General features: G+C 49.9%; 18 protein-coding genes, 1 rRNA gene and 2 pseudogenes. 14 read left to right on the top strand and 7 right to left on the bottom strand.

Annotation, left to right across the window (positions count from 1 at the left end):
• The 6 genes from rrf to ACRPFF_RS07915 form a co-directional block, all read left to right on the top strand.
• Positions 1-83, top strand: a 5S ribosomal RNA gene (gene rrf / locus ACRPFF_RS07940); the annotation flags it as partial.
• Positions 84-393: 310 nt separating this feature from the next.
• Positions 394-1,293 carry a 50S ribosomal protein L3 N(5)-glutamine methyltransferase gene (gene prmB, locus ACRPFF_RS07935; protein WP_199900859.1) on the top strand — a complete coding sequence of 300 codons (900 nt, stop codon included), beginning with the start codon at positions 394-396 and terminating at the stop codon, positions 1,291-1,293.
• A gap of 152 nt (positions 1,294-1,445) precedes the next feature.
• A complete protein-coding gene (locus ACRPFF_RS07930; protein ID WP_107863800.1) occupies positions 1,446-2,183 on the top strand; it encodes a toxin-antitoxin system YwqK family antitoxin in 738 nt (245 codons plus the stop codon).
• Between the two features lie 129 nt (positions 2,184-2,312).
• Positions 2,313-2,585: an ACT domain-containing protein gene (locus ACRPFF_RS07925; RefSeq protein ID WP_003680574.1), complete on the top strand. Its 273-nt coding sequence runs from the start codon at positions 2,313-2,315 to the stop codon at positions 2,583-2,585.
• 519 nt (positions 2,586-3,104) lie between these two features.
• Positions 3,105-3,758 carry a DUF6630 family protein gene (locus ACRPFF_RS07920; RefSeq protein ID WP_308084922.1) on the top strand — a complete coding sequence of 218 codons (654 nt, stop codon included), beginning with the start codon at positions 3,105-3,107 and terminating at the stop codon, positions 3,756-3,758.
• Positions 3,759-3,810: 52 nt separating this feature from the next.
• Positions 3,811-5,169, top strand: coding sequence for a PFL family protein (locus ACRPFF_RS07915; RefSeq protein ID WP_432674325.1), 1,359 nt, complete (start codon positions 3,811-3,813; stop codon positions 5,167-5,169).
• 497 nt (positions 5,170-5,666) lie between these two features.
• Here ACRPFF_RS07915 and ACRPFF_RS07910 read toward each other — a convergent pair whose 3' ends face one another.
• Entirely contained in the window at positions 5,667-6,557 is an 891-nt protein-coding gene (locus tag ACRPFF_RS07910) for a LysR family transcriptional regulator (protein ID WP_411712367.1), read from the bottom strand.
• A gap of 128 nt (positions 6,558-6,685) precedes the next feature.
• Between ACRPFF_RS07910 and ACRPFF_RS07905 the strand changes: the two genes are divergently transcribed.
• Positions 6,686-7,537, top strand: a complete 852-nt coding sequence (locus ACRPFF_RS07905; protein WP_411712366.1) for an aldo/keto reductase — start codon at positions 6,686-6,688, stop codon at positions 7,535-7,537.
• A gap of 95 nt (positions 7,538-7,632) precedes the next feature.
• Here ACRPFF_RS07905 and alr read toward each other — a convergent pair whose 3' ends face one another.
• Positions 7,633-8,691: an alanine racemase gene (gene alr, locus ACRPFF_RS07900; protein ID WP_123827299.1), complete on the bottom strand. Its 1,059-nt coding sequence runs from the start codon at positions 8,689-8,691 to the stop codon at positions 7,633-7,635.
• Positions 8,692-8,875: 184 nt separating this feature from the next.
• Between alr and ACRPFF_RS07895 the strand changes: the two are divergent.
• The 4 genes and pseudogenes from ACRPFF_RS07895 to ACRPFF_RS07880 form a co-directional block, all read left to right on the top strand.
• Positions 8,876-9,006 (top strand): annotated as a pseudogene (locus ACRPFF_RS07895) (IS5/IS1182 family transposase); the annotation flags it as partial.
• A gap of 9 nt (positions 9,007-9,015) precedes the next feature.
• Complete coding sequence (locus ACRPFF_RS07890; RefSeq protein ID WP_025456973.1) at positions 9,016-9,480, top strand: Lrp/AsnC ligand binding domain-containing protein; 465 nt, start codon at positions 9,016-9,018, stop codon at positions 9,478-9,480.
• 301 nt (positions 9,481-9,781) lie between these two features.
• A pseudogene (locus ACRPFF_RS07885) lies at positions 9,782-10,106 on the top strand (hypothetical protein).
• Positions 10,107-10,122: 16 nt separating this feature from the next.
• The gene (locus ACRPFF_RS07880) at positions 10,123-10,611 is read left to right on the top strand and encodes a disulfide bond formation protein B (RefSeq protein ID WP_432674324.1); all 489 of its coding nucleotides are present in this window, start codon (positions 10,123-10,125) and stop codon (positions 10,609-10,611) included.
• Between the two features lie 58 nt (positions 10,612-10,669).
• Here the strand turns inward: ACRPFF_RS07880 and ACRPFF_RS07875 are convergent, their stop codons facing one another.
• Complete coding sequence (locus ACRPFF_RS07875) at positions 10,670-11,398, bottom strand: YebC/PmpR family DNA-binding transcriptional regulator (RefSeq protein ID WP_432674323.1); 729 nt, start codon at positions 11,396-11,398, stop codon at positions 10,670-10,672.
• Between the two features lie 326 nt (positions 11,399-11,724).
• On the opposite strand from ACRPFF_RS07875, the gene ACRPFF_RS07870 reads away from it, so the two are divergent.
• Positions 11,725-13,143, top strand: coding sequence for an alanine/glycine:cation symporter family protein (locus tag ACRPFF_RS07870; protein ID WP_432674322.1), 1,419 nt, complete (start codon positions 11,725-11,727; stop codon positions 13,141-13,143).
• Between the two features lie 63 nt (positions 13,144-13,206).
• Here the strand turns inward: ACRPFF_RS07870 and trhA are convergent, their stop codons facing one another.
• Positions 13,207-13,833 (bottom strand): PAQR family membrane homeostasis protein TrhA, encoded by a 627-nt coding sequence (trhA, locus tag ACRPFF_RS07865; protein WP_432674321.1) that lies wholly within the window; start codon positions 13,831-13,833, stop codon positions 13,207-13,209.
• Between the two features lie 143 nt (positions 13,834-13,976).
• Here trhA and ACRPFF_RS07860 point away from each other — a divergent pair, with 143 nt between their 5' ends.
• A complete protein-coding gene (locus ACRPFF_RS07860) occupies positions 13,977-15,317 on the top strand; it encodes a DUF2868 domain-containing protein (protein WP_432674320.1) in 1,341 nt (446 codons plus the stop codon).
• A 73-nt stretch (positions 15,318-15,390) separates the two neighbouring features.
• Positions 15,391-16,785, top strand: coding sequence for a DUF3482 domain-containing protein (locus ACRPFF_RS07855; protein ID WP_432674319.1), 1,395 nt, complete (start codon positions 15,391-15,393; stop codon positions 16,783-16,785).
• 210 nt (positions 16,786-16,995) lie between these two features.
• Here the strand turns inward: ACRPFF_RS07855 and infB are convergent, their stop codons facing one another.
• From infB to rimP, 3 genes are all read right to left on the bottom strand, one after another.
• Complete coding sequence (infB, locus tag ACRPFF_RS07850; protein ID WP_432674318.1) at positions 16,996-19,863, bottom strand: translation initiation factor IF-2; 2,868 nt, start codon at positions 19,861-19,863, stop codon at positions 16,996-16,998.
• 11 nt (positions 19,864-19,874) lie between these two features.
• On the bottom strand, positions 19,875-21,377 hold the full coding sequence (gene nusA / locus ACRPFF_RS07845; protein WP_432674317.1) for a transcription termination factor NusA: 1,503 nt from the start codon (positions 21,375-21,377) through the stop codon (positions 19,875-19,877).
• Between the two features lie 27 nt (positions 21,378-21,404).
• On the bottom strand, positions 21,405-21,836 hold the full coding sequence (rimP, locus tag ACRPFF_RS07840; RefSeq protein ID WP_003678243.1) for a ribosome maturation factor RimP: 432 nt from the start codon (positions 21,834-21,836) through the stop codon (positions 21,405-21,407).
• Between the last annotated feature and the right edge of the window lie 66 nt (positions 21,837-21,902).

The following is a 21,902-nucleotide window of genomic DNA, read 5'->3' as shown; positions in this document are numbered from 1 at the left end:
TTCCCATCCCGAACAGGACCGTGAAACGACTCAGCGCCGATGATAGTGTGGTTCTTCCATGCGAAAGTAGGTCACTGCCAAACACCCATTTAGAAAACCCCCGGATATCCGGGGGTTTTTGCTTTGCTCGGAAAAATGTCGGGGATATTCAGAAATATTGAGGATATTTAGAAGGAATGAGAATAATAAATAAAAGGTTAGAGTGTGTTATCCTTTTCTAGAGGAAAGGATGTTTTGTCAAATAAAACTTTATTCTGCTTTTATTGTTGTTTGATGTTTTCAGCAGCTTCTTGTATTTGAATGTACGGATTAAATGCTATTTGGTGATTTAAAATGGCATAGTTGTTGTTTCTGCTATAATTCTAGATGTTTATATGTGAAATGGTTCATGTTATGTTTATTCAAGCGGTACAGGAATTAACGACTATCCGTGATATTTTACGTTTTGCAGTCAGTCGTTTTAATGAAGAGGGACTTTCTTTTGGTCATGGCAGTGATAATGCTCATGATGAAGCAGCTTATTTAATTTTGCATACGTTAAATTTGCCTTTGGATGTTCTTGATCCCTATCTTGATGCAAAATTACTTAAAGCTGAAAAAGAGAAAGTGTTGGCGGTTATTGAGCGACGCGCCGTTGAACATATTCCTGCTGCTTATTTGACGCAGCAGGCATGGCAGGGAGAGTTTGATTTTTATGTGGATGAGCGCGTAATCATACCTCGTTCTTTTATTTATGAATTGTTGGGTGACGGACTTCGTCCTTGGATAGAATACGATGAGTTGGTGCATAATGCTTTGGATCTTTGTACCGGAAGCGGATGTCTCGCAATTCAGATGGCGCATCACTATCCCGATGCGCACATTGATGCGGTTGATGTGAGCTTGGATGCTTTGGAAGTGGCAGGGATTAATGTCGAAGATTATGGTTTGGAAGAACGCATCCAGCTTATTCATACGGATTTGTTTGAAGGATTGGAAGGTACTTATGATTTGATTGTTTCCAATCCGCCTTATGTGGATGCGGAGTCGGTTGAGTTATTGCCTGAAGAGTATTTACATGAACCGGAATTGGCATTGGGTAGTGGTGAGGACGGATTGGATGCAACCAGACAAATTCTTCTGAATGCTGCAAAGTTTCTGAATCCTAAAGGTGTATTGTTGGTAGAAATCGGGCATAACAGGGATGTATTAGAAGCAGCGTATCCGGAATTGCCTTTTACTTGGTTGGAAACCAGTGGAGGAGATGGTTTTGTTTTCCTGTTGACGCGTGAACAGTTATTGGGTGAAGAGTGAGTTGAAGGGAAAATGCCGTCTGAAGACGATTTGTTTTCAGACGGCATTTTTTACTATGTGTTGTCTTGGGTTTGACGGTTGGTTGATAAATCCTTTACCATATTGTTTACAAGTTAATTGTTTTACTTTTTGATTTTTATATTGCTATTGTAATGAAAACGTTATATCGGATTGTATTTTCAATTGTACTTTTGAGTTTTTCGGCTACGTTGTCGGCGCAGACTTATTCAGTTTATTTTAATCAGCATGGGAAACTGACGGCAACGATGTCATCTGCGGCTTATATCAGGCAATATAGTGTGGTGTCTGGTATTGCTCATGCTCAGGATTTTTATTATCCGTCGATGAAGAAATATTCCGAACCTTATATTGTTGCTTCAACACAAATCAAATCTTTTGTACCTAACCTGCAAAATGGCATGTTGATTTTGTGGCATTTTAATGGTCAAAAAAAGATGACGGGAAGTTTCAGTAAGGGTAAACCGGATGGTGAATGGGTCAACTGGTATCCGAACGGTAAAAAATCTGCAGTTATGCCTTATAAAAATGGCTTGAGTGAGGGTACGGGATACCGCTATTACCGTAATGGCAGCAAGGAAAGCGAAATCCAGTTTAAACAAAATAAGGCAAACGGCGTATGGAAACAATGGTATGCTGATGGCAATATCAAAACGGAAATGGTCATGGTCAATGATGAGCCAGCTAAGATTCTGACATGGGATGAAAGCGGCCGATTACTCTCGGAACTGTCTATCCATCATCATAAACGTAATGGAGTAGTCTTAGAATGGTATGAAGATGGTTCTAAAAAGAGCGAAGCTGTTTATCAGGATGATAAGTTGGTTAGGAAAACCCAGTGGGATAAGGATGGTTATTTAATCGAACCCTAAATTTGATGCCGTCTGAAATATATTTCAGACGGCATTCTTATATGTGCAGATTGATGGCATTGTTTCTTGAAAATTTAGCAGTGGTATATAATTTTGGCTTTTAATGAATATCTGCAAGGAGAAAGCTTCGTGAATAATTCAGTCATCACCGTCATCGGTAAAGACCGTGTGGGCATTGTGTACGACGTTTCCAAAATTTTAGCGGAAAACCAGATTAATATTCTCAACATCAGCCAACAGCTGATGGACGATTTTTTTACCATGATTATTTTGGTGGACACTTCAAAATGCACCAAATCGCGTCAAGAGGTTTTGGATTTGTTTGCGGAAGAGAGCAAAAAACTCGCGCTTGATATCCGTATGCAAAACGAAGAAATTTTTCAAGCCATGCACCGAATCTGAAAAAAGCAGCCTGCACTCTAGTTTTCAAAGTGCAGGCTGCTTTGAATGTGTTGGAGAACAGGGCAGAGATACCATCGTTACCGGCCGTTCAGGCTGACTGAAAAGAAGGAGTTCCACCATGATAACCCTGCGCCAACCTCTGAACCGGTGAAAAAGCATCGAAACTTTAGTGCGCGAAGATACTGTGTTGCGCGACCGTGAAGGCGTATATCTACAATAGACCTGCCTGCCACCCGACACGTTCGAGCTGTTTTACGTAAATAACCGATTAGATGCCAATGCTTTTATGACTGCACGCTACCAAATCGTGATCGATAACAAAGTGATACCCGTGTCGTTCAAAGTGTAGAGCGTGGAGCACGGATTTTTGGCGTTTTTGCTGTCGCTTCCTGTGTTTGTGCTTGTCAAACGGCTTGGGCGGTAGATGTTGCGGTAGTGGTTGGGCGGTAAAAACAAATCCCAGCAAAAGGAAATACAGGCAGTCTGCATTTCAAAATACCAAAATACGAGAATATTTCCATGAAACCCGAAAAAATACTGCAAAAAATTGTTACCGAAAACGAATATACTGCGCTGCTGCCATCAGCTTCTCAAAACGAAATATTGCGAGAAGCCCTGTATCAAAACCGTATTTTTCTCTTTTTAGATTGGAAAGGGGAGAGTGGGCAGGGTGAGCTTTATCAATTTGTCAATGAGCGTTTGGTAGCATTCGGCAAAGAAATACTAAAAGTAAAACCTGATGATTTATATAAAAAATTCGATAAAGAATTTGGCCAAGATTGGGAAAGCGGCAATTTTCTGCCCTTTGCCTTCGATTATTTCGACGGCAAACTCAAACGGCAAAAAATGCGGTTGATGTTTTTGGAAAGCGGCAGCGATGACTACACTGTGTTTATTGTTCCGAGCAACGCATGTAAAAGTTTGGAAAGAATCCAGTCTAATTTTTGGACCTTCCAAAGTCTGAACAAAGCGGCAAATTTCATCTTATATACGGTCGATTGCTCCTCCTGCGGTCGACTGTCGGCATGGGATTTGGCCATAAGCGAGCCGCCGCCGTATGCTAATCACGAAGCGGCATACTGCGATTCCTGCCGCCAACCCTTATGGGATGCGGACGGCAAACTGTTTGCCGCAGTAGAAGAAACACCGCATTATGTCTCAGAACAAAAATAAATCACAGGCAGCCTGCACCAAATAAAACCCATTCAACAAGGAATCCCCAAAAATGTCCCAAGTCCATTCCAACGAAATCCTCGAAACTATCCGCATGGTAGCCGACCAGAATTTTGACGTGCGCACCATTACCATAGGCATTGATTTGCACGACTGCATCAGCACCGACATCGACGTGTTAAACCAAAACATTTACAACAAAATCACCACGGTTGGCAAAGACTTGGTGGCGACGGCAAAATATCTGTCTGCCAAATACGGCGTGCCGATTGTGAATCAGCGAATTTCCGTCACGCCGATTGCCCAAATCGCGGCGGCTACCCATGCCGATTCCTATGTCAGCGTGGCGCAAACTTTGGATAAAGCTGCCAAAGCCATAGGCGTGTCGTTTATTGGCGGTTTTTCCGCGCTGGTACAAAAAGGCATGTCGCCTTCAGACGAGGTGTTAAGCCGCTCCATTCCCGAAGCAATGAAGACCACCGACATCGTGTGCAGCTCCATCAATATCGGCAGCACGCGTGCCGGTATCAATATGGACGCGGTCAGACTGGCGGGCGAAACCATTAAGCGCACTGCTGAAATCACGCCCGAAGGTTTCGGCTGCGCCAAAATCGTCGTATTCTGCAACGCAGTGGAAGACAACCCGTTTATGGCGGGTGCGTTTCACGGCTCAGGCGAAGCGGGTGCTGTGATTAATGTCGGCGTATCGGGGCCGGGCGTGGTCAAAGCCGCGTTGGAAAATTCGGATGCAACGACATTGACCGAAGTTGCGGAAGTAGTGAAGAAAACCGCTTTCAAAATTACCCGCGTGGGTGAACTCATCGGCCGCGAAGCCTCAAAAATGCTGAATATCCCGTTTGGTATTCTCGACTTGTCGTTGGCGCCGACCCCTGCCGTCGGCGACTCGGTGGCGCGCATTCTTGAAGAAATGGGTTTGAGCGTCTGCGGTACGCACGGCACAACAGCAGCTTTGGCATTGCTGAATGATGCCGTGAAAAAAGGCGGCATGATGGCTTCCAGCGCGGTCGGGGGTTTGAGCGGTGCATTTATCCCTGTTTCCGAAGATGAAGGTATGATTGCCGCCGCCGAAGCAGGCGTGCTGACGCTGGACAAACTCGAAGCAATGACCGCCGTTTGTTCGGTCGGCTTGGATATGATTGCCGTTCCCGGCGACACGCCCGCGCACACCATTTCCGGCATCATTGCCGACGAAGCCGCCATCGGTATGATTAACAGCAAAACCACTGCCGTGCGCATTATTCCGGTAACCGGAAAAACCGTCGGCGACAGCGTCGAGTTCGGCGGACTGCTGGGCTACGCGCCGGTGATGCCGGTTAAAGAAGGTTCGTGCGAAGTGTTTGTCAACCGAGGCGGCAGAATCCCAGCTCCGGTTCAATCGATGAAAAACTGATTGCGGTTTTGATGGGGAAATGCCGTCTGAAAGGCTTCAGACGGCATTTTTGTTTATAGGCATCGGGTAAAATGTCTTTAGAAAAGAATATTGCAAATTTAAAAAATCCCTGTGTTCTTATTTCTGCTTTCTTACGTCATTCTTTTAAAGGTGGGAATCTGGAAACCAAAAAACAACAGGAATTTATCCGAAACAACAAAACCTATCCGCCGTCATCCCCGCGAAAGCGGGAATCTAGTTTGTTGTTCAAATAAATTCTGAAACTTTAATTTCGTCATTCCCGCGCAGGCGGGAATCTAGAAATGAAAAACGACGAGAATTTATCAGAAATGACGGAAACTTAAAAAACCGGATTCCCGCCTGCGCGGGAATGACGAAATTTTAGGTTTCTGATTTTGATTTTCCGTTTTTGCGGGAAGGATGGGGTTTCAGATTGTGGGTATTGTCGGTATTTTCTATTTGGTAATGCCTTTGTTATAAAAAAGCCGTCTGAAATTTCAGACGGCTTTGACTTTTAACGCATCCACAATCAACCTAAACACATTCGAATGCCCGCGGCGGCTGGGGTAATAGAGGTAAAGCGGTTCGTAAGTCATAGCATATTCAGGCAACAGCTCGACCAGGTGCCCCGAATTGAGTGCATCCGCCACGCTCATATGTGCTATCCACGCAATGCCGAGGCCGTCTGAAACGGCTTGCAGACGCAGATGATTGTTGATGGAAAACTGCGATTTGGGCGTGAATGTAATCAGCTCTTTTTTGTATTTGAATTCCCACTGCATCTCCGTGCCGTGTTCGGCGGAGAGCTTCGCGCCGATAAGGCGGTGCTGCTGCAAATCGTCAATATTTTTCGGCGAACCGTGTTGTGCCAAATAATCGGGCGAGGCAACCAATACCATTTTGAGCGGTGCGGAAATCGGCACCGCAATCATCTCTTTTGCCACATCGTTGCCCAGCCGCACGCCCATATCAAATCCCTCTTTCACAATGTCCGCCCAATGGTCGTCCACCACGATTTCCAAGCGGATTTTCGGGTATTGGTTCAAAATCGGCTTTAATTTCGGGTATAACACCGCTTCCGCCGCCAGCGTCGGAGCATTGATACGAATCAGCCCCGATGGTGTATTCAAAAAGTCATTTAACGCATCGACTTCGTGGTTAATAGCTTGATAAAGCGGAGAAAGTTGGTCGAAAAGCTGCTGTCCGGCTTCGGTCAGCGACACATTGCGCGTAGTGCGGTTGAACAGGCGCAGGTTCAGCCGCGTTTCCAGATTTTTCATGCTGTGGCTCAACGCCGAAGAAGAAATCCCCAAAAGCTGTCCCGCTTTCACAAAACTCTGCGTTTGCGCGAGTGTCAAAAAATAATTCAGCTCGTTAAAGTTCTGCATTTTCCTGCCCCGTTTTAGCTGATTAGTGAATTTAATTCACGACATCATAAAACCAAACCTAATTTATCTCAATAAAAACACGGGCTAAAATGGCTACACTTTCATGAGAACAAACAGGAGGCAATATCATGCAAAACATCACATTAAACAACGGCGTACAAATTCCTGTGCTCGGTTTCGGCGTATTTCAAATTCCGCCCGCAGAAACCGAGCAAGCCGTGATTGCCGCCATCAAGGCGGGCTACCGCCATATCGACACCGCGCAGGTTTATATGAATGAAACCGAAGTCGGTTTGGGAATTAAAAACAGCGGCGTGGCACGCGAAGAATTGTTCGTTACCACCAAAATTTGGGTGGAAAATTTCGGCTACGAAGCCGCTAAAGCCCCTCTGGAGCGTTCATTAGGCCGTCTGAATTTGGATTACATCGATATGGTGCTGATTCATCAGCCTTACGGCGACAGTTACGGCACATGGCGCGCGCTGGAAGAATATCAGGCAGCCGGCAAAATCCGCGCCATCGGCGTGAGCAATTTTTCGCCCGTACGCGCGGTGGATTTGGGACTATTCAATAAAGTGATGCCGCAGGCTAATCAGATTGAAATCAATCCGTTCCAACAAAAAACCGAAGCCGTTGCCGCTTTGCAGGCTGAAGGCATCGCAGTGGAAGCATGGGCACCGTTTGCCGAAGGCAAAAACGATATTTTCCACAATCCCGTGTTAAGCAAAATCGGTGCGAAATACGGCAAATCTGTGGCACAAGTGATTACCCGCTGGCTGGTGGAACGTGGCATCATTGTATTGGCAAAATCCATTAAACCCGAACGCATGGCGGAGAACCTAAACGTCTTTGATTTTGCGCTCAGCAATGAAGACAAAGCCGAAATCGCCAAGCTGGACGGTACGTTCGACGCGATTGTCAACCACGACATGGTGGATAATTTGAAGAAACGTATCTTCGCGTGGAAAACGGGGCAGTAACTGCAAATACAGTCAGGACAGGACTTATACTGATTTTGTCAAAACGCATTTATGCCGTCTGAAAGGCTTCAGACGGCATTTTCGTTTGGACTTGATTACTCGATATAAGTGAATTTTGCACGTTTGATATTGCACATCAATTCGTAAGGGATGGTTCCGGCCGCTTCGGCAACGGTATTGATGTTGACCGTATCGCCCCACAGTTCGACCTCGTGTCCCAAACCTTCTTGCGAAGCGTCTAGCTCGATGGTCATCATATCCATAGAGACCCTGCCGATGACCCGGGTCAATTTACCGTCGACGGCGACGGGGGAATTGCTTGGGGCACGGCGCGGATAACCGTCCGCATAACCGCAGGCAATCAGGCCGACCCGCGTAGATTTGCTGGTATAAAATGTTGCGCCATAACCGATAGGGGAGTGCGGCTGTAAAACGCGTTCGCCGAAAATACGGGTGGAAAGCCTCATCACGGGTTTCAGCCTGTCATCGCTGCCTCCGAACGGGGAAATGCCGTATAACGCCAAGCCCGCGCGCCCCCAATCCCTGCGTGCTTCGGGGATATTCAAAATAGCCGCCGAATTGGCAAGGCTTTCTTCGCCTTCCAGCCCTTTCGTACCCAAATCGAATGCTTCCATCTGTATTTCCGTCATACCGCTTTCGGGTTCGTCCGCACAGGAAAAATGCGAGAATTTGACAATACTGTCCACATATTCCGACTGTTTCAATGCCGCATATGCCGAAGCGTAATCATGAGGGAAAAATCCGGTACGGTGCATCCCCGAATCCATTTTCAACCAGACTTTGACGGGTTTTTTCCAATGACGGGAAAGCAAAGCCTCAAGCTGCCATTGGTTTCCGACTGCCGGCCAGAGTGAGTATTGTTCGACCGCTTCGTACTCTGATGCTTCAAATACGCCTTCCAAAAGGACAATCGGATGGGTAATGCCGCTCTCCCGTAGCCTGATTCCCTCGTCGATTGTCGCCACGGCAAAGCCGTCTGCCAAGTCTGCCAGCGCGAAAGCACATCTGACCGCACCGTGTCCGTATGCGTCGGCCTTCACTACCGCCAACAGCTTGCCTCCGTGCATTTCCTTCAAAATCCGATAATTGTGCCTAAGGTTGCCCAACCTGATCTGCACGTTCAAAGGGCGCATAAATTCATTCCTTACCAAACAAGTGTTTATTAGCAAAATTAAGAAATCAATTAGGGAATTATAATCCAACGGCAAGGCTTTTAAAATATTAAAGAACCTTGTGTCTTCAAGCCAGAGCAGCAGTTTTCAGGTAGGAAGGCGGTTTGCTTTTCCTGATATAATTGCTTTCCCAAATATATAGTGGATTAACAAAAATCAGGACAAGGCGACGAAGCCGCAGACAGTACAAATAGTACGGCAAGGCGAGGCAACGCCGTACTGGTTTTTGTTAATCCACTATATACTCTATTTGTTAAAATCAATAATAAATACAAGGCAATCCAAATGAAAGAACTAGATAAAATCGATTTCCGCATCCTTAAGATCCTTCAACAGAATGCCCGCATCCCGATGACGGAGCTTGCCGAGAAGGTAGGCTTGTCCACCACGCCCGTTACAGAGAGGGTACGCCGTTTGGAGCGGGAGCATTATATTTCCGGCTATCACGCCCATCTCAATCCCCACCTGCTGGGCAAACCGCTATTGGTTTTTGTCGAGCTGAAGCTGCAATCCAAATCGGGCAATATTTTCGAAGATTTCAAAAAAGAAGTGCTGAAAATTCCGCAAATTATGGAATGCCATCTGGTATCGGGGGAGTATGATTATCTGATTAAAGTCCGCTTACACGATATGTCGGCTTACCGCGATATGCTCGGCAATATTTTGTTACAACTTCCTGCAGCATCTGAGAGCAGGAGTTATGTCGTGATGGAGGAGGTCAAAGAAAATCCGGTGTTGGATTTGGATTGAATATTTCAGGCTGGCTATGCAGTTTGACACCTGAATGAAATATAACAACAAAACGTATGGCAGGTTGTCGTTTTAGATAAAAAAATGCACACATTCAATAGAATGTGCGCCAAGTCTACAAAGGAGAAATAGAGGAGAAACTATTAACTGACTACTCGAACCAGCTAACGGGGTAAATTATGCAGCTTTTCCGGTCAAAAAGCAAGCGTTTTTCTTGTTAAATTTCTTAAAGAATAGAATTTCAAACAATAAAAGTAATTAAATTTCAAAAAAGCGGAGATAAAAAAATGCACACATCCGGTTGAATGTGTGCCAAGTCTACAAAGGAGAAATAGAGGAGAAAAATCAAGCTGCATCAAGCAACTCAACGGCGGTAATTATCCGCCGTTTCTTATCTGCTGTCAATTATTGTTTGAAAATTTACCCGACCAATTCAAATTTTGCAAAAAACTTGCCCGATGGCTAATCCGGTAACAAATTCCTTCGTGTGGGCAAATCGCCGTTTTGTCCCTTGTCAGGTCTTGTGCATATCGGGAAAACCGAAATTGTCCGCACCTGCGCCGGTGTCGATTCGTCCCTTGCCATCTCGGGATATATCCAGCAAAATCGGCATATCGGTATTTTGATTGGTGTGTTGAGAAAATGACCCCGTTATTTAGAAAAGCCGTTTGGCTGCTGTTTGCCGTTTCGGTCTGTGCATTTGCCGGTTCTTTGGCGGCACAGTATGTTTTGGGTATGGAGCCTTGCGTTTTGTGTATCAGCCAGCGGTTGTGCGTCTTGGCAACCGCATTATGTGCGGCAATTGTCCTGATGTGCAGACCAAGAAGAAGGGCAGGCGGTTTGTTCGGTACTGTCTTTATCAGCATTCCGGCCGTTACGGGTGCGGCTGTTGCGGCATATCAGTTGTGGCTGCAGTCGCTGCCGCCGGGTACGGCTCCTTCATGCGGCGCGCCGTGGACGTTTCGATTGAAGGGCTGGCCTTTGTTTGATTGGTTCGAGCCTGTTGTGCACGGGTTCGGAAATTGTGCCGAACCGGATTATCTGTTAGGGGTTGCTTTGCCTGTTTGGAGCGTGGCGTATTTTCTGGCGGTTGTCCTGACGGTTTGGTGGGCGTGGGCAAGGGCTAAATAAATCAATGCCGTCTGAAAGGTTCAGACGGCATTTTCTTGTATGTCTGCTGTGCTGCGTATCAGTCCAGATTCAATACGGCGGAAGTGTAAACGTCTTGCACGTCGTCCAAGTCTTCCAGCGCGTCAATCAGTTTTTGCATTTTGACGGCATCGTCGCCGGAGAGTTCGGTTTCGTTTTGGGCGCGCATCGTAACGTCGCCGTCAACGGATTTGTAACCTGCCGCCTCCAAAGCGGATTTTACGCCCGCCCAATCGTTTGGCGCGGTAATGACTTCGATGGAACCGTCGTCGTTGGCAACCACGTCTTCCGCACCGGCTTCCAAAGCCGCTTCCATCAGCGCGTCTTCGTCAACGCCGGGTTCGAATACCAAATAGCCCTGATGCACGAAGTTGAACGCCACGCAGCCGTCGGTACCCAAGTTGCCGCCGTTTTTGGTAAACGCGTGGCGCACGTCGGCAACGGTGCGGGTTTTGTTGTCGGTCAGGCAGTCCACCATCAAAGCCGCGCCGCCGATGCCGTAGCCTTCGTAGCGCAACTCGATGTATTCCACGCCTTCCAAGTTGCCCGTACCTTTATCGATGGCGCGTTGCACATTGTCTTTGGGCATATTGTTTTCGGCTGCTTTTTCCAAAGCCAGACGCAGGCGCGGATTTGCGCTGGGATCGCCGCCGCCCATACGCGCCGCAACGGTGATTTCTTTGATTAAACGGGTGAAGATTTTGCCGCGTTTGGCATCCTGACGGGCTTTTTTATGCTGGATATTCGCCCACTTGCTATGGCCTGCCATAAATTTCCTTTCTTATTTCAAATAATTAATCTGTTTTTGTCAGATTTTTTACGGTCGGCATTTTAACATAAGTTGCAAGTACCCAAAATATCCTGTTTTATGCCGTGCCGTTGTCGATGCCGTCTGAAAACGATTTCCTCCGCTTTCCGCTTAAAAATAAAGAAATATTTTAATTAACGATATTTTACGGTATGATGGCACAGCTTCTCCCCGATTGTTGACAATTGAAGGCATCTGTTGCGGCAAATACGGTCTGCTCGCCGTGTTTCCTTATTGGAATGTCTTTGGGAAAGCAGTCATTTTAATCGTAAGATAAGGTTTATTTTATGGAAAATATATTGTCTGTTCTGGTGGGTACAGTCAATCGGTTTCTTTGGGACTACCTGCTGATTTATGCCCTTTTGGGTATCGGCCTGTTTTTTACGCTGTATCTCGGTGCGCCGCAGATTTTGAAGTTTGGCGCGGGATTCAAATCCGTATTCGGCGGCTTGTTTGCCAAAGGCGATAAAGACGATAAGTCCTTATCGCAGTTTCAGGCGTTGGCGGTTGCCATATCCGCGCAAATCGGTACGGGCAATGTCGCCGGCGTGGCGACCGCTATCACCGCAGGCGGACCGGGAGCGATTTTTTGGATGTGGATTTCCGCTGCTTTGGGGATGTCCACGATTTTTGCCGAAGCNCTGCTCGCGCAGAGATATCGGGTNGTCAGCCACGGCAAATATATCGGCGGGCCGGCGTTTTATATTACNCACGGTCTGACTCCGAAAATCGGTCGCGGCGCGGCGCGTTTTTTGTCCGGTTTCTTTTCCATTGCGTTGATTATCGCATTGGGCTTTATCGGTAATGCGACACAGGCCAATTCCATTGCTTCTGCAGTTAATATTGCGTTTGGTGTGCCTTCGCTGACGGTGGGCATTGTGCTTGCCGTCTTTACCGGCATGATTGTCATCGGCGGTGTAAACCGTATTGCCAATATTGCCCAGTTTGTCGTGCCGTTTATGGCGGTTGTATATATTTTGTGCGCCGTCGTTATCCTGTTTGAATTTTCCGACCATATTGTGCCGATGTTCAACCACATCTTTACCGCTGCCTTCAATCCCGAAGCTGTTTTGGGCGGTGCTGCGGGTATCGGTATGCGCGAAGCGATACGTTTCGGCGTGGCGCGCGGTCTGTTTTCCAACGAAGCAGGTATGGGTTCGACTCCGCACGCCCACGCGACTGCGGATGTGAAGCACCCTGTCCAACAAGGTATGGCGGCATTTGTCGGTGTGTTTATCGATACGATTTTGGTGTGTACGGCTACGGCGTTGATTATCTTGTTGACTGATGCCAACCTTTCAAGCGGACAGGGCGCGGCGGTTACTCAGTTTGCCTTTAATAAGGCCTTCCCAGGCTTCGGTTCGCAATTGCTTGCGGTATGTCTGACTTTCTTTGCCTTTACCACTATTATCGGTTGGTATTATTTCGGTGAGTCCAATATCCGTTTTCTTTTCAGGGGAAGACACTTGGGCATCTATCGCGCATTGGTTCTGCTTGCCATTGTTTTGGGCACGCTTGGCAAAGTCGATTTGGTTTGGAGCCTGTCGGATATGTTCAACGGTTTTATGGTTATCCCCAACCTGATTGCCCTGTTCTTGCTGCGTAAGGAAATCCGCGCCATTTATGATGATTATTTGGCACAGAAAAAAGCGGGTCGGGATTTGTCCTATCAGTATGAATTCCACGAGTTCCACGACAAGGGTTGATGTCCGGCAAACAGAAAACCTCCCAATCTTCAGGATCGGGAGGTTTTGCTTTTCAGACGGCATTCAGATTACATAACCGTACACGCTGACAAATTGGGTTATGCTGCCGCCCAATACGAACAGATGCCAGATTCCGTGCCCGTGTCGGATTTTTTCATCGTTTACAAACCAGTAAATGCCGACGCTGTACAGCATACCGCCTGCCGCCAGCCAAGCCAGTCCTGCCGGCGGGAGTGAGGCTGTCAGGGATTTCATTACCGCCAAGACCATCCAGCCCATTACGATATAAATCGCAATAGACAGCAGACGTTTTTCGCTTTTCCGTCCGATGGTGAGTTCTTGTGCGATTCCTGCAGCCGCCAGCAGCCAGGACAGTGAAAATACCGTCCAGCCCGGCCCGTTTCTCAAAGAAACCAGTGCAAACGGTGTGTAGCTTCCGGCAATCAGCACATAAATCATGCAGTGGTCGGTTTTTTTCAAAATGCTTTTCAGTTTTCCGGCTTTGATTCCGTGATACAGGGAAGAGCTCAAATACAGCAGGAAAAGGCTGATGCCATAAACCGATACGCTGAAGATACGGTAGCCGTCCCCGTGTCCTATGGTTTTCAGCAGCATCAGCACCAAACCTGCCGCCGCCAGAATCAAACCGCTCAAATGGCTGTAAGTATTGAAGCGTTCGCCTGTATACATCGCACAATCTTTCGGGAAAGTAGAGGCAGTCAGTTTACGCCGATACTTTTGCCTCTGTGTGGGATTTACTCTTTGCCTACACTGTGAATATTCTTGAAAATGCGTGTGTTAAAATCTGTTTTTTTATTTTCAGACGGCATTTTATGTTGAATCCATCCCGAAAACTGGTTGAGCTGGTCCGTATTTTGGAAGAAGGCGGTTTTATTTTCAGCGGCGATCCCGTGCAGGCAACGGAGGCTTTGCGCCGTGTGGACGGCAGTACGGAGGAAAAAATCATCCGTCGGGCGGAGATGATCGACAGGAACCGTATGCTGCGGGACACGTTGGAACGTGTGCGTGCGGGGTCGTTCTGGTTGTGGCTGGCAGCAGCGATGTTTACATTTTTTACCGGTTTTTCCGGTGCGTATCTTCTGATGGACAGCCAAGGGCTGAATTTCTTCCTGATTTTGGCGGGCGTGTTGGGCATGAATACGCTGATGTTGGCGGTATGGCTGGCAACGCTGTTCCTGCGCGTGAAAGTGGGGCGGTTTTTCAGCAGTCCGGCGACGTGGTTTCGGGGCAAAGACCCTGTCAATCAGGCGGTGTTGCGGCTGTATGCGGACGAGTGGCGGCAACCTTCGGTACGTTGGAAAATAGGCGCAACGTCGCACAGCCTGTGGCTCTGCACGCTACTCGGAATGCTGGTGTCGGTATTGCTGCTGCTTTTGGTGCGGCAATATACGTTCAACTGGGAAAGCACGCTGTTGGGCGATTCGTCTTCAGTACGGCTGGTGGAAATGTTGGCATGGCTGCCTGCGAAACTGGGTTTTCCCGTGCCTGATGCGCGGGCGGTCATCGAAGGCCGTCTGAACGGCAATATTGCCGATGCGCGCGCGTGGTCGGGCTTGTTGGTCGGCAGCATAGTTTGCTACGGCATCCTGCCGCGCCTGCTGGCTTGGGCGGTATGCAAAATCTTTTTGAAAACAAGCCAAAGCAAGCTGGATTTAGAGAAACCTTATTATCAGGCGGTCATCCGCCGTTGGCAGACGCAAATCGTCGATGCGGATACGCATCAGGAAACCGTGTCCGCCGTTTCGCCGAAAATCNTCTTAAACGACGCGCCCAAGTGGGCGGTGATGCTGGAAACCGAGTGGCACGAAGGGACGTGGTTCGAGGGCAGGCTGGCGCAGGAATGGCTGGATAAAGGCGTTGCCGCCAATCGGGAACAGGTTGCCGCACTGGAAGCGGAGTTGAAGCAGAAACCGGCGCAACTGCTTATCGGCGTGCGCGCTCAAACTGTGCCCGACCGGGGCGTGCTGCGGCAGATTGTCCGACTTTCGGAAGCGGCGCAGGGCGGCGCGGTGGTGCAGCTTTTGGCGGAACAGGGGCTTTCAGACGACCTTTCGGAAAAGCTGGAACATTGGCGTAACGCGCTGGCCGAATGCGGCGCGGCGTGGCTTGAGCCTGACAGGGTGGCGCAGGAAGGCCGTTTGAAAGACCAATAAACTCACTTGAAATGTTCTGTTAAGCCGCCATTCTGAAAAAAGGCCGTCTGAAAATCCATTCTTCAAAAACATCATGAGCAAACAACCCCTTTCCCTCGCCGTCGTGGGACACACCAATACCGGCAAAACCTCGCTCCTGCGCACCCTGTTGCGCGACAGCGGCTTCGGCGAAGTCAAAAACGCCCCATCCACCACGCGCCATGTTGAAGAAGCCGCGATTACTGACGGTGTCGACACGCTGCTGTACCTGTACGATACGCCCGGACTCGAAGACGCGGGCGGTGTTTTAGAATGGCTGGAAACCCATACGGATACGCGTTCAGACGGCATCGAGCGGCTGCAACAGTTTCTCGGCAGCGACGGCGCGCATCATGATTTCAACCAAGAAGCCAAAGTCTTACGGCAAGTCTTGCAAAGCGATATGGCAATGTACGTCATCGACGCGCGCGAACCCGTCCTCGACAAATATCGGGATGAATTGACCATCCTTTCATGGTGCGCCAAACCGGTTATGCCCGTGTTCAACTTTACCGGCGGACAGCTTCCCGAATCGTGGACAACCATGCTGGCGAGGAGAAACTTGCACGTTTTCTCTGGGTTTGACACCGTCGCCTTCGATTTTGAAGGCGAATTGGATTTATGGAATAAACTCGCCACCATGTTACCGCAGCATGAAGTCATCGACCGCCTGACCGCCGCCCGCCGCCGCGAATGGATGCGTCTGGACAAAGAAGCGCGCCGCGAAATCGCCGATTTCCTGCTCGATGCAGCCGCCTTCAGGCAGGAAGTGGACGAAAACGAGGATACCGACACCGTGTTGCAAACCATGCAGGCGGAAATACGCCAACTCGAACGGCAGATGCAGCAGCGGCTGTTTGCCCTCTACCGTTTCTACCACAGCGAAATCGACGGCGGCGACTGGATGCCGCAAGCCTTCCGCCAAGACCCGTTCGACAGCGAATTGCTCAAGCAATACGGCATCCGCACCGGCACGGGCGCGGCAACCGGCGCGCTCATCGGTTTGGGGCTGGACATCGCCACGTTCGGCGGCTCGCTCGGATTGGGTACGGCAATCGGCGGCTTTTTGGGCGGCATCCTGCCCAATACCCGCACCATTTCCGACAAACTTACCGGTCGCCAAACCTTGCACACCGACCCTGAAACCCTGACCCTGCTCGCCGCCCGCGCCCTCGATTTGCTCCACGTCCTGCAAACGCGCGGACACGCGGCACAATCGGATATCGAGCTGCACAGCCGCAAAGCCCCGTGGGACGCCGCCAGACTCCCGCCCGAACTCAACAAAGCCCGCAGTCATTGGAAATGGTCGTCGCTCAATACGCACCGCCCTGATACCAGCCGCGCCGAACGCGCCGGATATGTGGAGAAACTTCAAATCCGCCTGTCGGGAAAATATAGTGAATTAAATTTAAATCAGGACAAGGCGGCGAGCCGCAGACAGTACAAATAGTACGGCAAGGCGAGCCAACGCTGTACCGGTTTAAATTTAATTCACTATAATGCCGTCTGAAGCCTGTTTGTATGGCAAGTCAGATTCAAATCGGGATAAGGCAGGAGGGTCGCTGAAGCCGATTTGCGACAAAAAACGGGTTCTGTATGATACAGAACCCGTTTCGTATGCCGTCTGAACGCTTCAGACGGCATTTTATTTGCAAAGGAATTACAGGGTGCGGGCAACTTCGACGATGTCGAAACATTCGAGTTGGTCGCCTTCCATGATTTCGTTGTAGCCTTTAATCATCAGACCGCACTCAAAGCCCATACGGACTTCTTTGACGTCGTCTTTATAGCGTTTCAACGAAGCCAGTTCGCCCGTGTGGATGACCACGTTGTTGCGGATGAGGCGGACATGGGAATCGCGTTTGACCACGCCGTCGGTAACCATACAGCCTGCAATATTGCCGACCTTGGAAACGGAGATGACCTGACGGATTTCGACCGTACCGGTTACTTGCTCTTTCTCTTCCGGAGAGAGCATACCGCTCATCGCCGCTTTCACGTCGTCGATGGCATCGTAGATGATGTTGTAGTAGCGGATTTCCACGTTTTCATTTTCGGCCAGCTTACGTGAAGAAGCATCTGCACGGACGTTAAAGCCGATAATGAACGCGCCCGAAGCGATGGCAAGGTTGACATCCGATTCGGTAATGCCGCCCACGCCGCTGTGCAACACGTTCACTTTCACTTCGTCTGTGGACAGTTTTTTCAGGCTGCCCGCCAAAGCCTCGTAAGAGCCCTGAACGTCTGCCTTGATGATGACCGACAAAGATTGGGCCTGGTTTTCGCCCATATTGTTGAACATGTTTTCCAGTTTTGCGGCCTGTTGTTTGGCCAAGCGCACGTCGCGGTATTTGCCTTGGCGGAAGAGGGCGATTTCGCGCGCTTTTTTCTCGTCCGCCAATACCATCGCGTCTTCACCCGCATTCGGTACGTCGGACAAGCCAAGGATTTCGACGGGGATGGACGGACCGGCTTCGGTAATGGCTTTGCCGTTTTCATCGACCATCGCGCGGATTTTGCCGAATGCCGTACCGGCCAGCAGCATATCGCCTTTTTTCAGCGTACCGCTTTGAACCAGCAATGTGGCAACCGCGCCGCGCCCTTTGTCCAAGCGCGCCTCAACGATGATGCCTTTGGCGGGCGCATCGACGGGGGCAGTCAGTTCCAATACTTCGGCTTCGAGCAATACGGCTTCGAGCAGCGCGTCGATGTTTGTTCCTTTTTTCGCGGAAACGTCGATAAATTGAACCGTGCCGCCCCAATCGTCGGGGATAACTTCGTGTTGGGTCAGTTCCTGACGGATGCGTTCGGGGTTGGCCGTATCTTTATCGATTTTATTGACGGCAACCACAATTGGAACACCTGCCGCTTTGGCATGTGCAATGGCTTCGATGGTTTGCGGCATCACGCCGTCGTCGGCGGCAACCACAAGAATCACGATGTCGGTTGCTTTCGCACCGCGTGCGCGCATGGCGGTAAAGGCTTCGTGGCCCGGGGTGTCCAAGAAGGTAATCACGCCGCGTGGCGTTTTGACGTGATAAGCGCCAATGTGCTGCGTAATGCCGCCCGCTTCGCCCTGTACCACTTTGGCGCGGCGGATGTAGTCCAGTAGCGAGGTTTTGCCGTGGTCGACGTGGCCCATGACGGTAACGACGGGCGGACGCGGCAATGCTTCGGCTTCCACTGCTTCCGCGCCTTCGTCCAAGAAGGCTTCGGGATCGTCGGCGGCGGCAGGTTTACCGATATGTCCGAGTTCTTCGACGACAATCAGGGCTGTGTCTTGGTCGATGGATTGGTTGATGGTTACCATCATGCCCATTTTCATCAGGGCTTTAACCACTTCGACGCCTTTGACTGCCATTTTGTGTGCCAAGTCGGCAACGGTAATGGTTTCGGGAACTAAAACCTCGTGTACGACAGGTTCGGTCGGTGCTTGGAAGGCGTGTTGGTTCGGCTCGAGTTTGAGTTTTTTGCCTTTCTTGCCGCCGCGTACGCGCTCGTCGCCGCCGTTGCGGGCATTGTTGCGGTCACGTCCGCCTTTACCGCCTTTGCCTTTGGTATTGCGGCCCTGGCCTTCGTCATCACGGTTGTAGCGGTCTTCTTTTTTTGCTTTTGACGGGTTGAGGGGTTTGTTTTCGCTTGCAGAAGCGGCAGCCTGCGTTTTTTCAGCAGGTTTTGCTGCGCGCTGCCCTGCGGTTTTGGTTTCCGGTGAGGTTTTTGCCTGTTGCTCTGCTTGTTGTTTTATGGCTTCACGACGTGCCTGACGTTCCTGTTTCTCTCTTAATAGGGCTTCTTGATGTGCGCGCAACGCTGCAGCACGGCGCGCCTCCTCATCGCGTTGCGCCTGTTCTTCCACACTGACTACAGGCTGCGGGATGGCGGGTTCGACTGGTTTTGCCGGTTTTTTTGCTTCTTTGCCTTTGCTGCCTTTATCTTGTTTCGGTGTGGATTCAGCTGTTTTCCCGGATGGTACTTTGTCGGAAGGAGCTGCTTTGTTTCCTGCAACAGGTTTGGGTTTGTCGGAGGCGGGTTTCGGCATATCTTCGGCAGTTTTGTTTTCCTGAGCGGCAGGCTTGGTTTTGCTGCCAGATTTTGCCGCTTTCAATTTTGCTGCTTCCGCTTCTGCTTTGGCGCGTGCTTCTGCGCGTGCGGCAGATTCGCTTTCTGCTTTGGCCGCATCTTCCGTCATTTTTTCTACCTGAGCCGGAGGTGCTTGGACCTGTGAGGCTTTTACCTGTGCTGCCAGCTCTTCAGGGGATGGAATGTTGACGGTGCGGCCACGTTTGCGTGTCTCAACTTTTACGCCGTCGATGGTGCTGACTTCGGTCTTGGTGCGACGGATGCTGATAGTACCGCCGTTGCTGCCGTTTTTCTTGGTCAGGTAGGCGTTTAGAAGCTGTTTGTCGTCCAGTGTCAGGGAATCGCTGCCGCTGGTTTTGCTGACGCCGGCTTCTTTCAACTGTTTCAGCAGGTCGTCGACCGGGCGTTTCAGTTCGGCGGCAAATTGTTCTACGGTTGTGTTACTCATCTTTACCCCCTTTATTTGTCTTCGGTAAACCAGTGTTCGCGTGCGGTCAGGATGACGGCTTTTGCGGTTTCTTCATTGACACCGGTAATTTCAATCAGCTCATCGACGGACAGTTCTGCCAAGTCGTCGCGTGTGGTAATGCCGGCTTCGGCGAGTTTGAGCAGCATATCGGCATCCACACCTTCCAGGCTGCGCATATCATCGGATACTTCGCCCAGTTTTTCTTCGGCGGCAATCGCCATGGTCAGAATGGCATCGCGGGCGCGGTTGCGGAGCATATCGACGATTTCTTCGTCAAATCCTTCAATGGCAAGCAGTTCGGCTGCAGGAACATAGGCGACTTCTTCCAATGTTGCGAAACCTTCCTGAACCAGTACGTCGGCAGTTTCTTCGTCCACGTTCAAGTGATTCATAAACAGGCGGCGGATGGCGGCATCTTCTGCCGCATTGCGTTCGTCTGCCTCGGCGGAAGTCATAATGTTGAGCTGCCAGCCGGTCAGGTCGGAGGCGAGGCGGACGTTTTGACCGCCGCGTCCGATGGCAAGCGCGAGCTGGTCTTCGGCAACGATGACATCGACGGCGTGTTTTTCCTCGTCGATGACAATACGGCTGACTTCGGCGGGGGAGAGTGCGCCCATAACGAATTGGGCAGGCTCAGGAGACCAGAGGACGACATCGATGCGTTCGCCGGACAATTCGTTGCTGACGGCATTGACGCGTGAACCGCGTACGCCGATACAGGTGCCTTGCGGGTCGATGCGTTGGTCGTTGGCTTTGACGGCAACTTTGGCGCGTTGGCCCGGGTCGCGTGCGACTGCGCGGATTTCCAACATGCCGTCTGAAATTTCGGGGACTTCGTTGGCATAGAGTTTGGCCAGAAAGTCGCCGCTGGTACGGCTCAAAATGACTTGTTTCCGGCCGGTGTTGCCGATTTCGTCCACGCGAAGGAAAAGTGCGCGGATACGGTCGCCGCTGCGGAAGTTTTCGCGGGGGATGGTTTGGTCGCGGGGAATCAGTGCATCCAGTTTGCCGGCAATAATTTCAACGATGATGCCATGGCGTTCTACCCGTTTGACCGTTCCGGTAACGATGTCTTCTTTGACGGCAAGAAATTCGTTCAGGTTTTGTTCGCGTTCGGCATCGCGGATACGTTGCAGGATGATTTGTTTGGCGGTTTGCGCAGCTTGGCGGCCGAAACCTTCGTTAGGCAGTTGCTCCTCGTAATATTCGCCGATTTGGATGGTTGTGCCGGGGATTTCTTCTTGGATTTCCTCGATGGTTTTTTCAATATCGGGGTAGGTATAGTCTTCATCGGCCACAATCAGCCAGCGGCGGAAGGTTTGGTATTCGCCGGTGTCGCGGTTGATTTGTACGCGGACATCCATGTGTTCGCGGTCTGCCTTTTTCTTGGCTGCGCTAGAGAGTGCGAATTCCAAGGCTTGGAANACGACTTCCGCGTCAACATTTTTTTCGCTTGCCAGAGCTTCTGCCAGCTGTAATATTTCACGACTCATTTTGAAAATCTCCAATATTGTTGTGTTTTAGAATTTGAATTCGGGACGCAGGCGGGCTTTGTCGATATTGTCTATTTCGATTTGCACGGTCTTGCCGTCGAAGGAAACGGTAACAGTGTCGTTTTCACAGCCTTCGATTTTGCCGATAAAGTTTTTCTGACCGTCTATCGGCAGGCGGGTTTTGATTTTTGCCTGCTGACCGGCAAAGCGTACGAAGTCGGCGGCTTTTTTCAGAGGACGGTCGAGTCCGGGACTGGAAATTTCCAGATTTTTATAATCGATGTCTTCCACCATAAACAAACGGCTCAAATGGTTGCTGACGGTTGCGCAGTCTTCGACGGTAATGCCGCCTTCTTTATCGATGAATACGCGCAACGTTCCTTGAGCGGTCAGTTCGAAATCGACCAGTTCATAGCCCAAGCCGGGCAGGGTTTTTTCGAGGATGGTCTGAATATCCATGCTGCTCCCTAGGTACATAATAAAAAAATGGCCGAGAGGCCATTTTTCGTTAGGATTGAAAAATTG

The sequence above is a fragment of the Neisseria sp. SLRRB23 genome, from assembly GCF_050896295.1.
In the GTDB taxonomy this organism is placed as follows: Bacteria; Pseudomonadota; Gammaproteobacteria; order Burkholderiales; family Neisseriaceae; genus Neisseria.
Note: the sequence above shows the minus strand (reverse complement) of the source record. Positions and strands in the feature narration are given on the sequence as shown.

Coding starts and splice junctions, on each gene's coding strand:
- prmB (WP_199900859.1), top strand. CDS start 394: ATGTTTATTCAAGCGGTACAGGAATTAACGACTATCCGTGATATTTTA.
- ACRPFF_RS07930 (WP_107863800.1), top strand. CDS start 1,446: ATGAAAACGTTATATCGGATTGTATTTTCAATTGTACTTTTGAGTTTT.
- ACRPFF_RS07920 (WP_308084922.1), top strand. CDS start 3,105: ATGAAACCCGAAAAAATACTGCAAAAAATTGTTACCGAAAACGAATAT.
- ACRPFF_RS07915 (WP_432674325.1), top strand. CDS start 3,811: ATGTCCCAAGTCCATTCCAACGAAATCCTCGAAACTATCCGCATGGTA.
- ACRPFF_RS07910 (WP_411712367.1), bottom strand. CDS start 6,557: ATGCAGAACTTTAACGAGCTGAATTATTTTTTGACACTCGCGCAAACG.
- ACRPFF_RS07905 (WP_411712366.1), top strand. CDS start 6,686: ATGCAAAACATCACATTAAACAACGGCGTACAAATTCCTGTGCTCGGT.
- alr (WP_123827299.1), bottom strand. CDS start 8,691: ATGCGCCCTTTGAACGTGCAGATCAGGTTGGGCAACCTTAGGCACAAT.
- ACRPFF_RS07890 (WP_025456973.1), top strand. CDS start 9,016: ATGAAAGAACTAGATAAAATCGATTTCCGCATCCTTAAGATCCTTCAA.
- ACRPFF_RS07880 (WP_432674324.1), top strand. CDS start 10,123: ATGACCCCGTTATTTAGAAAAGCCGTTTGGCTGCTGTTTGCCGTTTCG.
- ACRPFF_RS07875 (WP_432674323.1), bottom strand. CDS start 11,398: ATGGCAGGCCATAGCAAGTGGGCGAATATCCAGCATAAAAAAGCCCGT.
- trhA (WP_432674321.1), bottom strand. CDS start 13,833: ATGTATACAGGCGAACGCTTCAATACTTACAGCCATTTGAGCGGTTTG.
- ACRPFF_RS07855 (WP_432674319.1), top strand. CDS start 15,391: ATGAGCAAACAACCCCTTTCCCTCGCCGTCGTGGGACACACCAATACC.
- infB (WP_432674318.1), bottom strand. CDS start 19,863: ATGAGTAACACAACCGTAGAACAATTTGCCGCCGAACTGAAACGCCCG.
- rimP (WP_003678243.1), bottom strand. CDS start 21,836: ATGGATATTCAGACCATCCTCGAAAAAACCCTGCCCGGCTTGGGCTAT.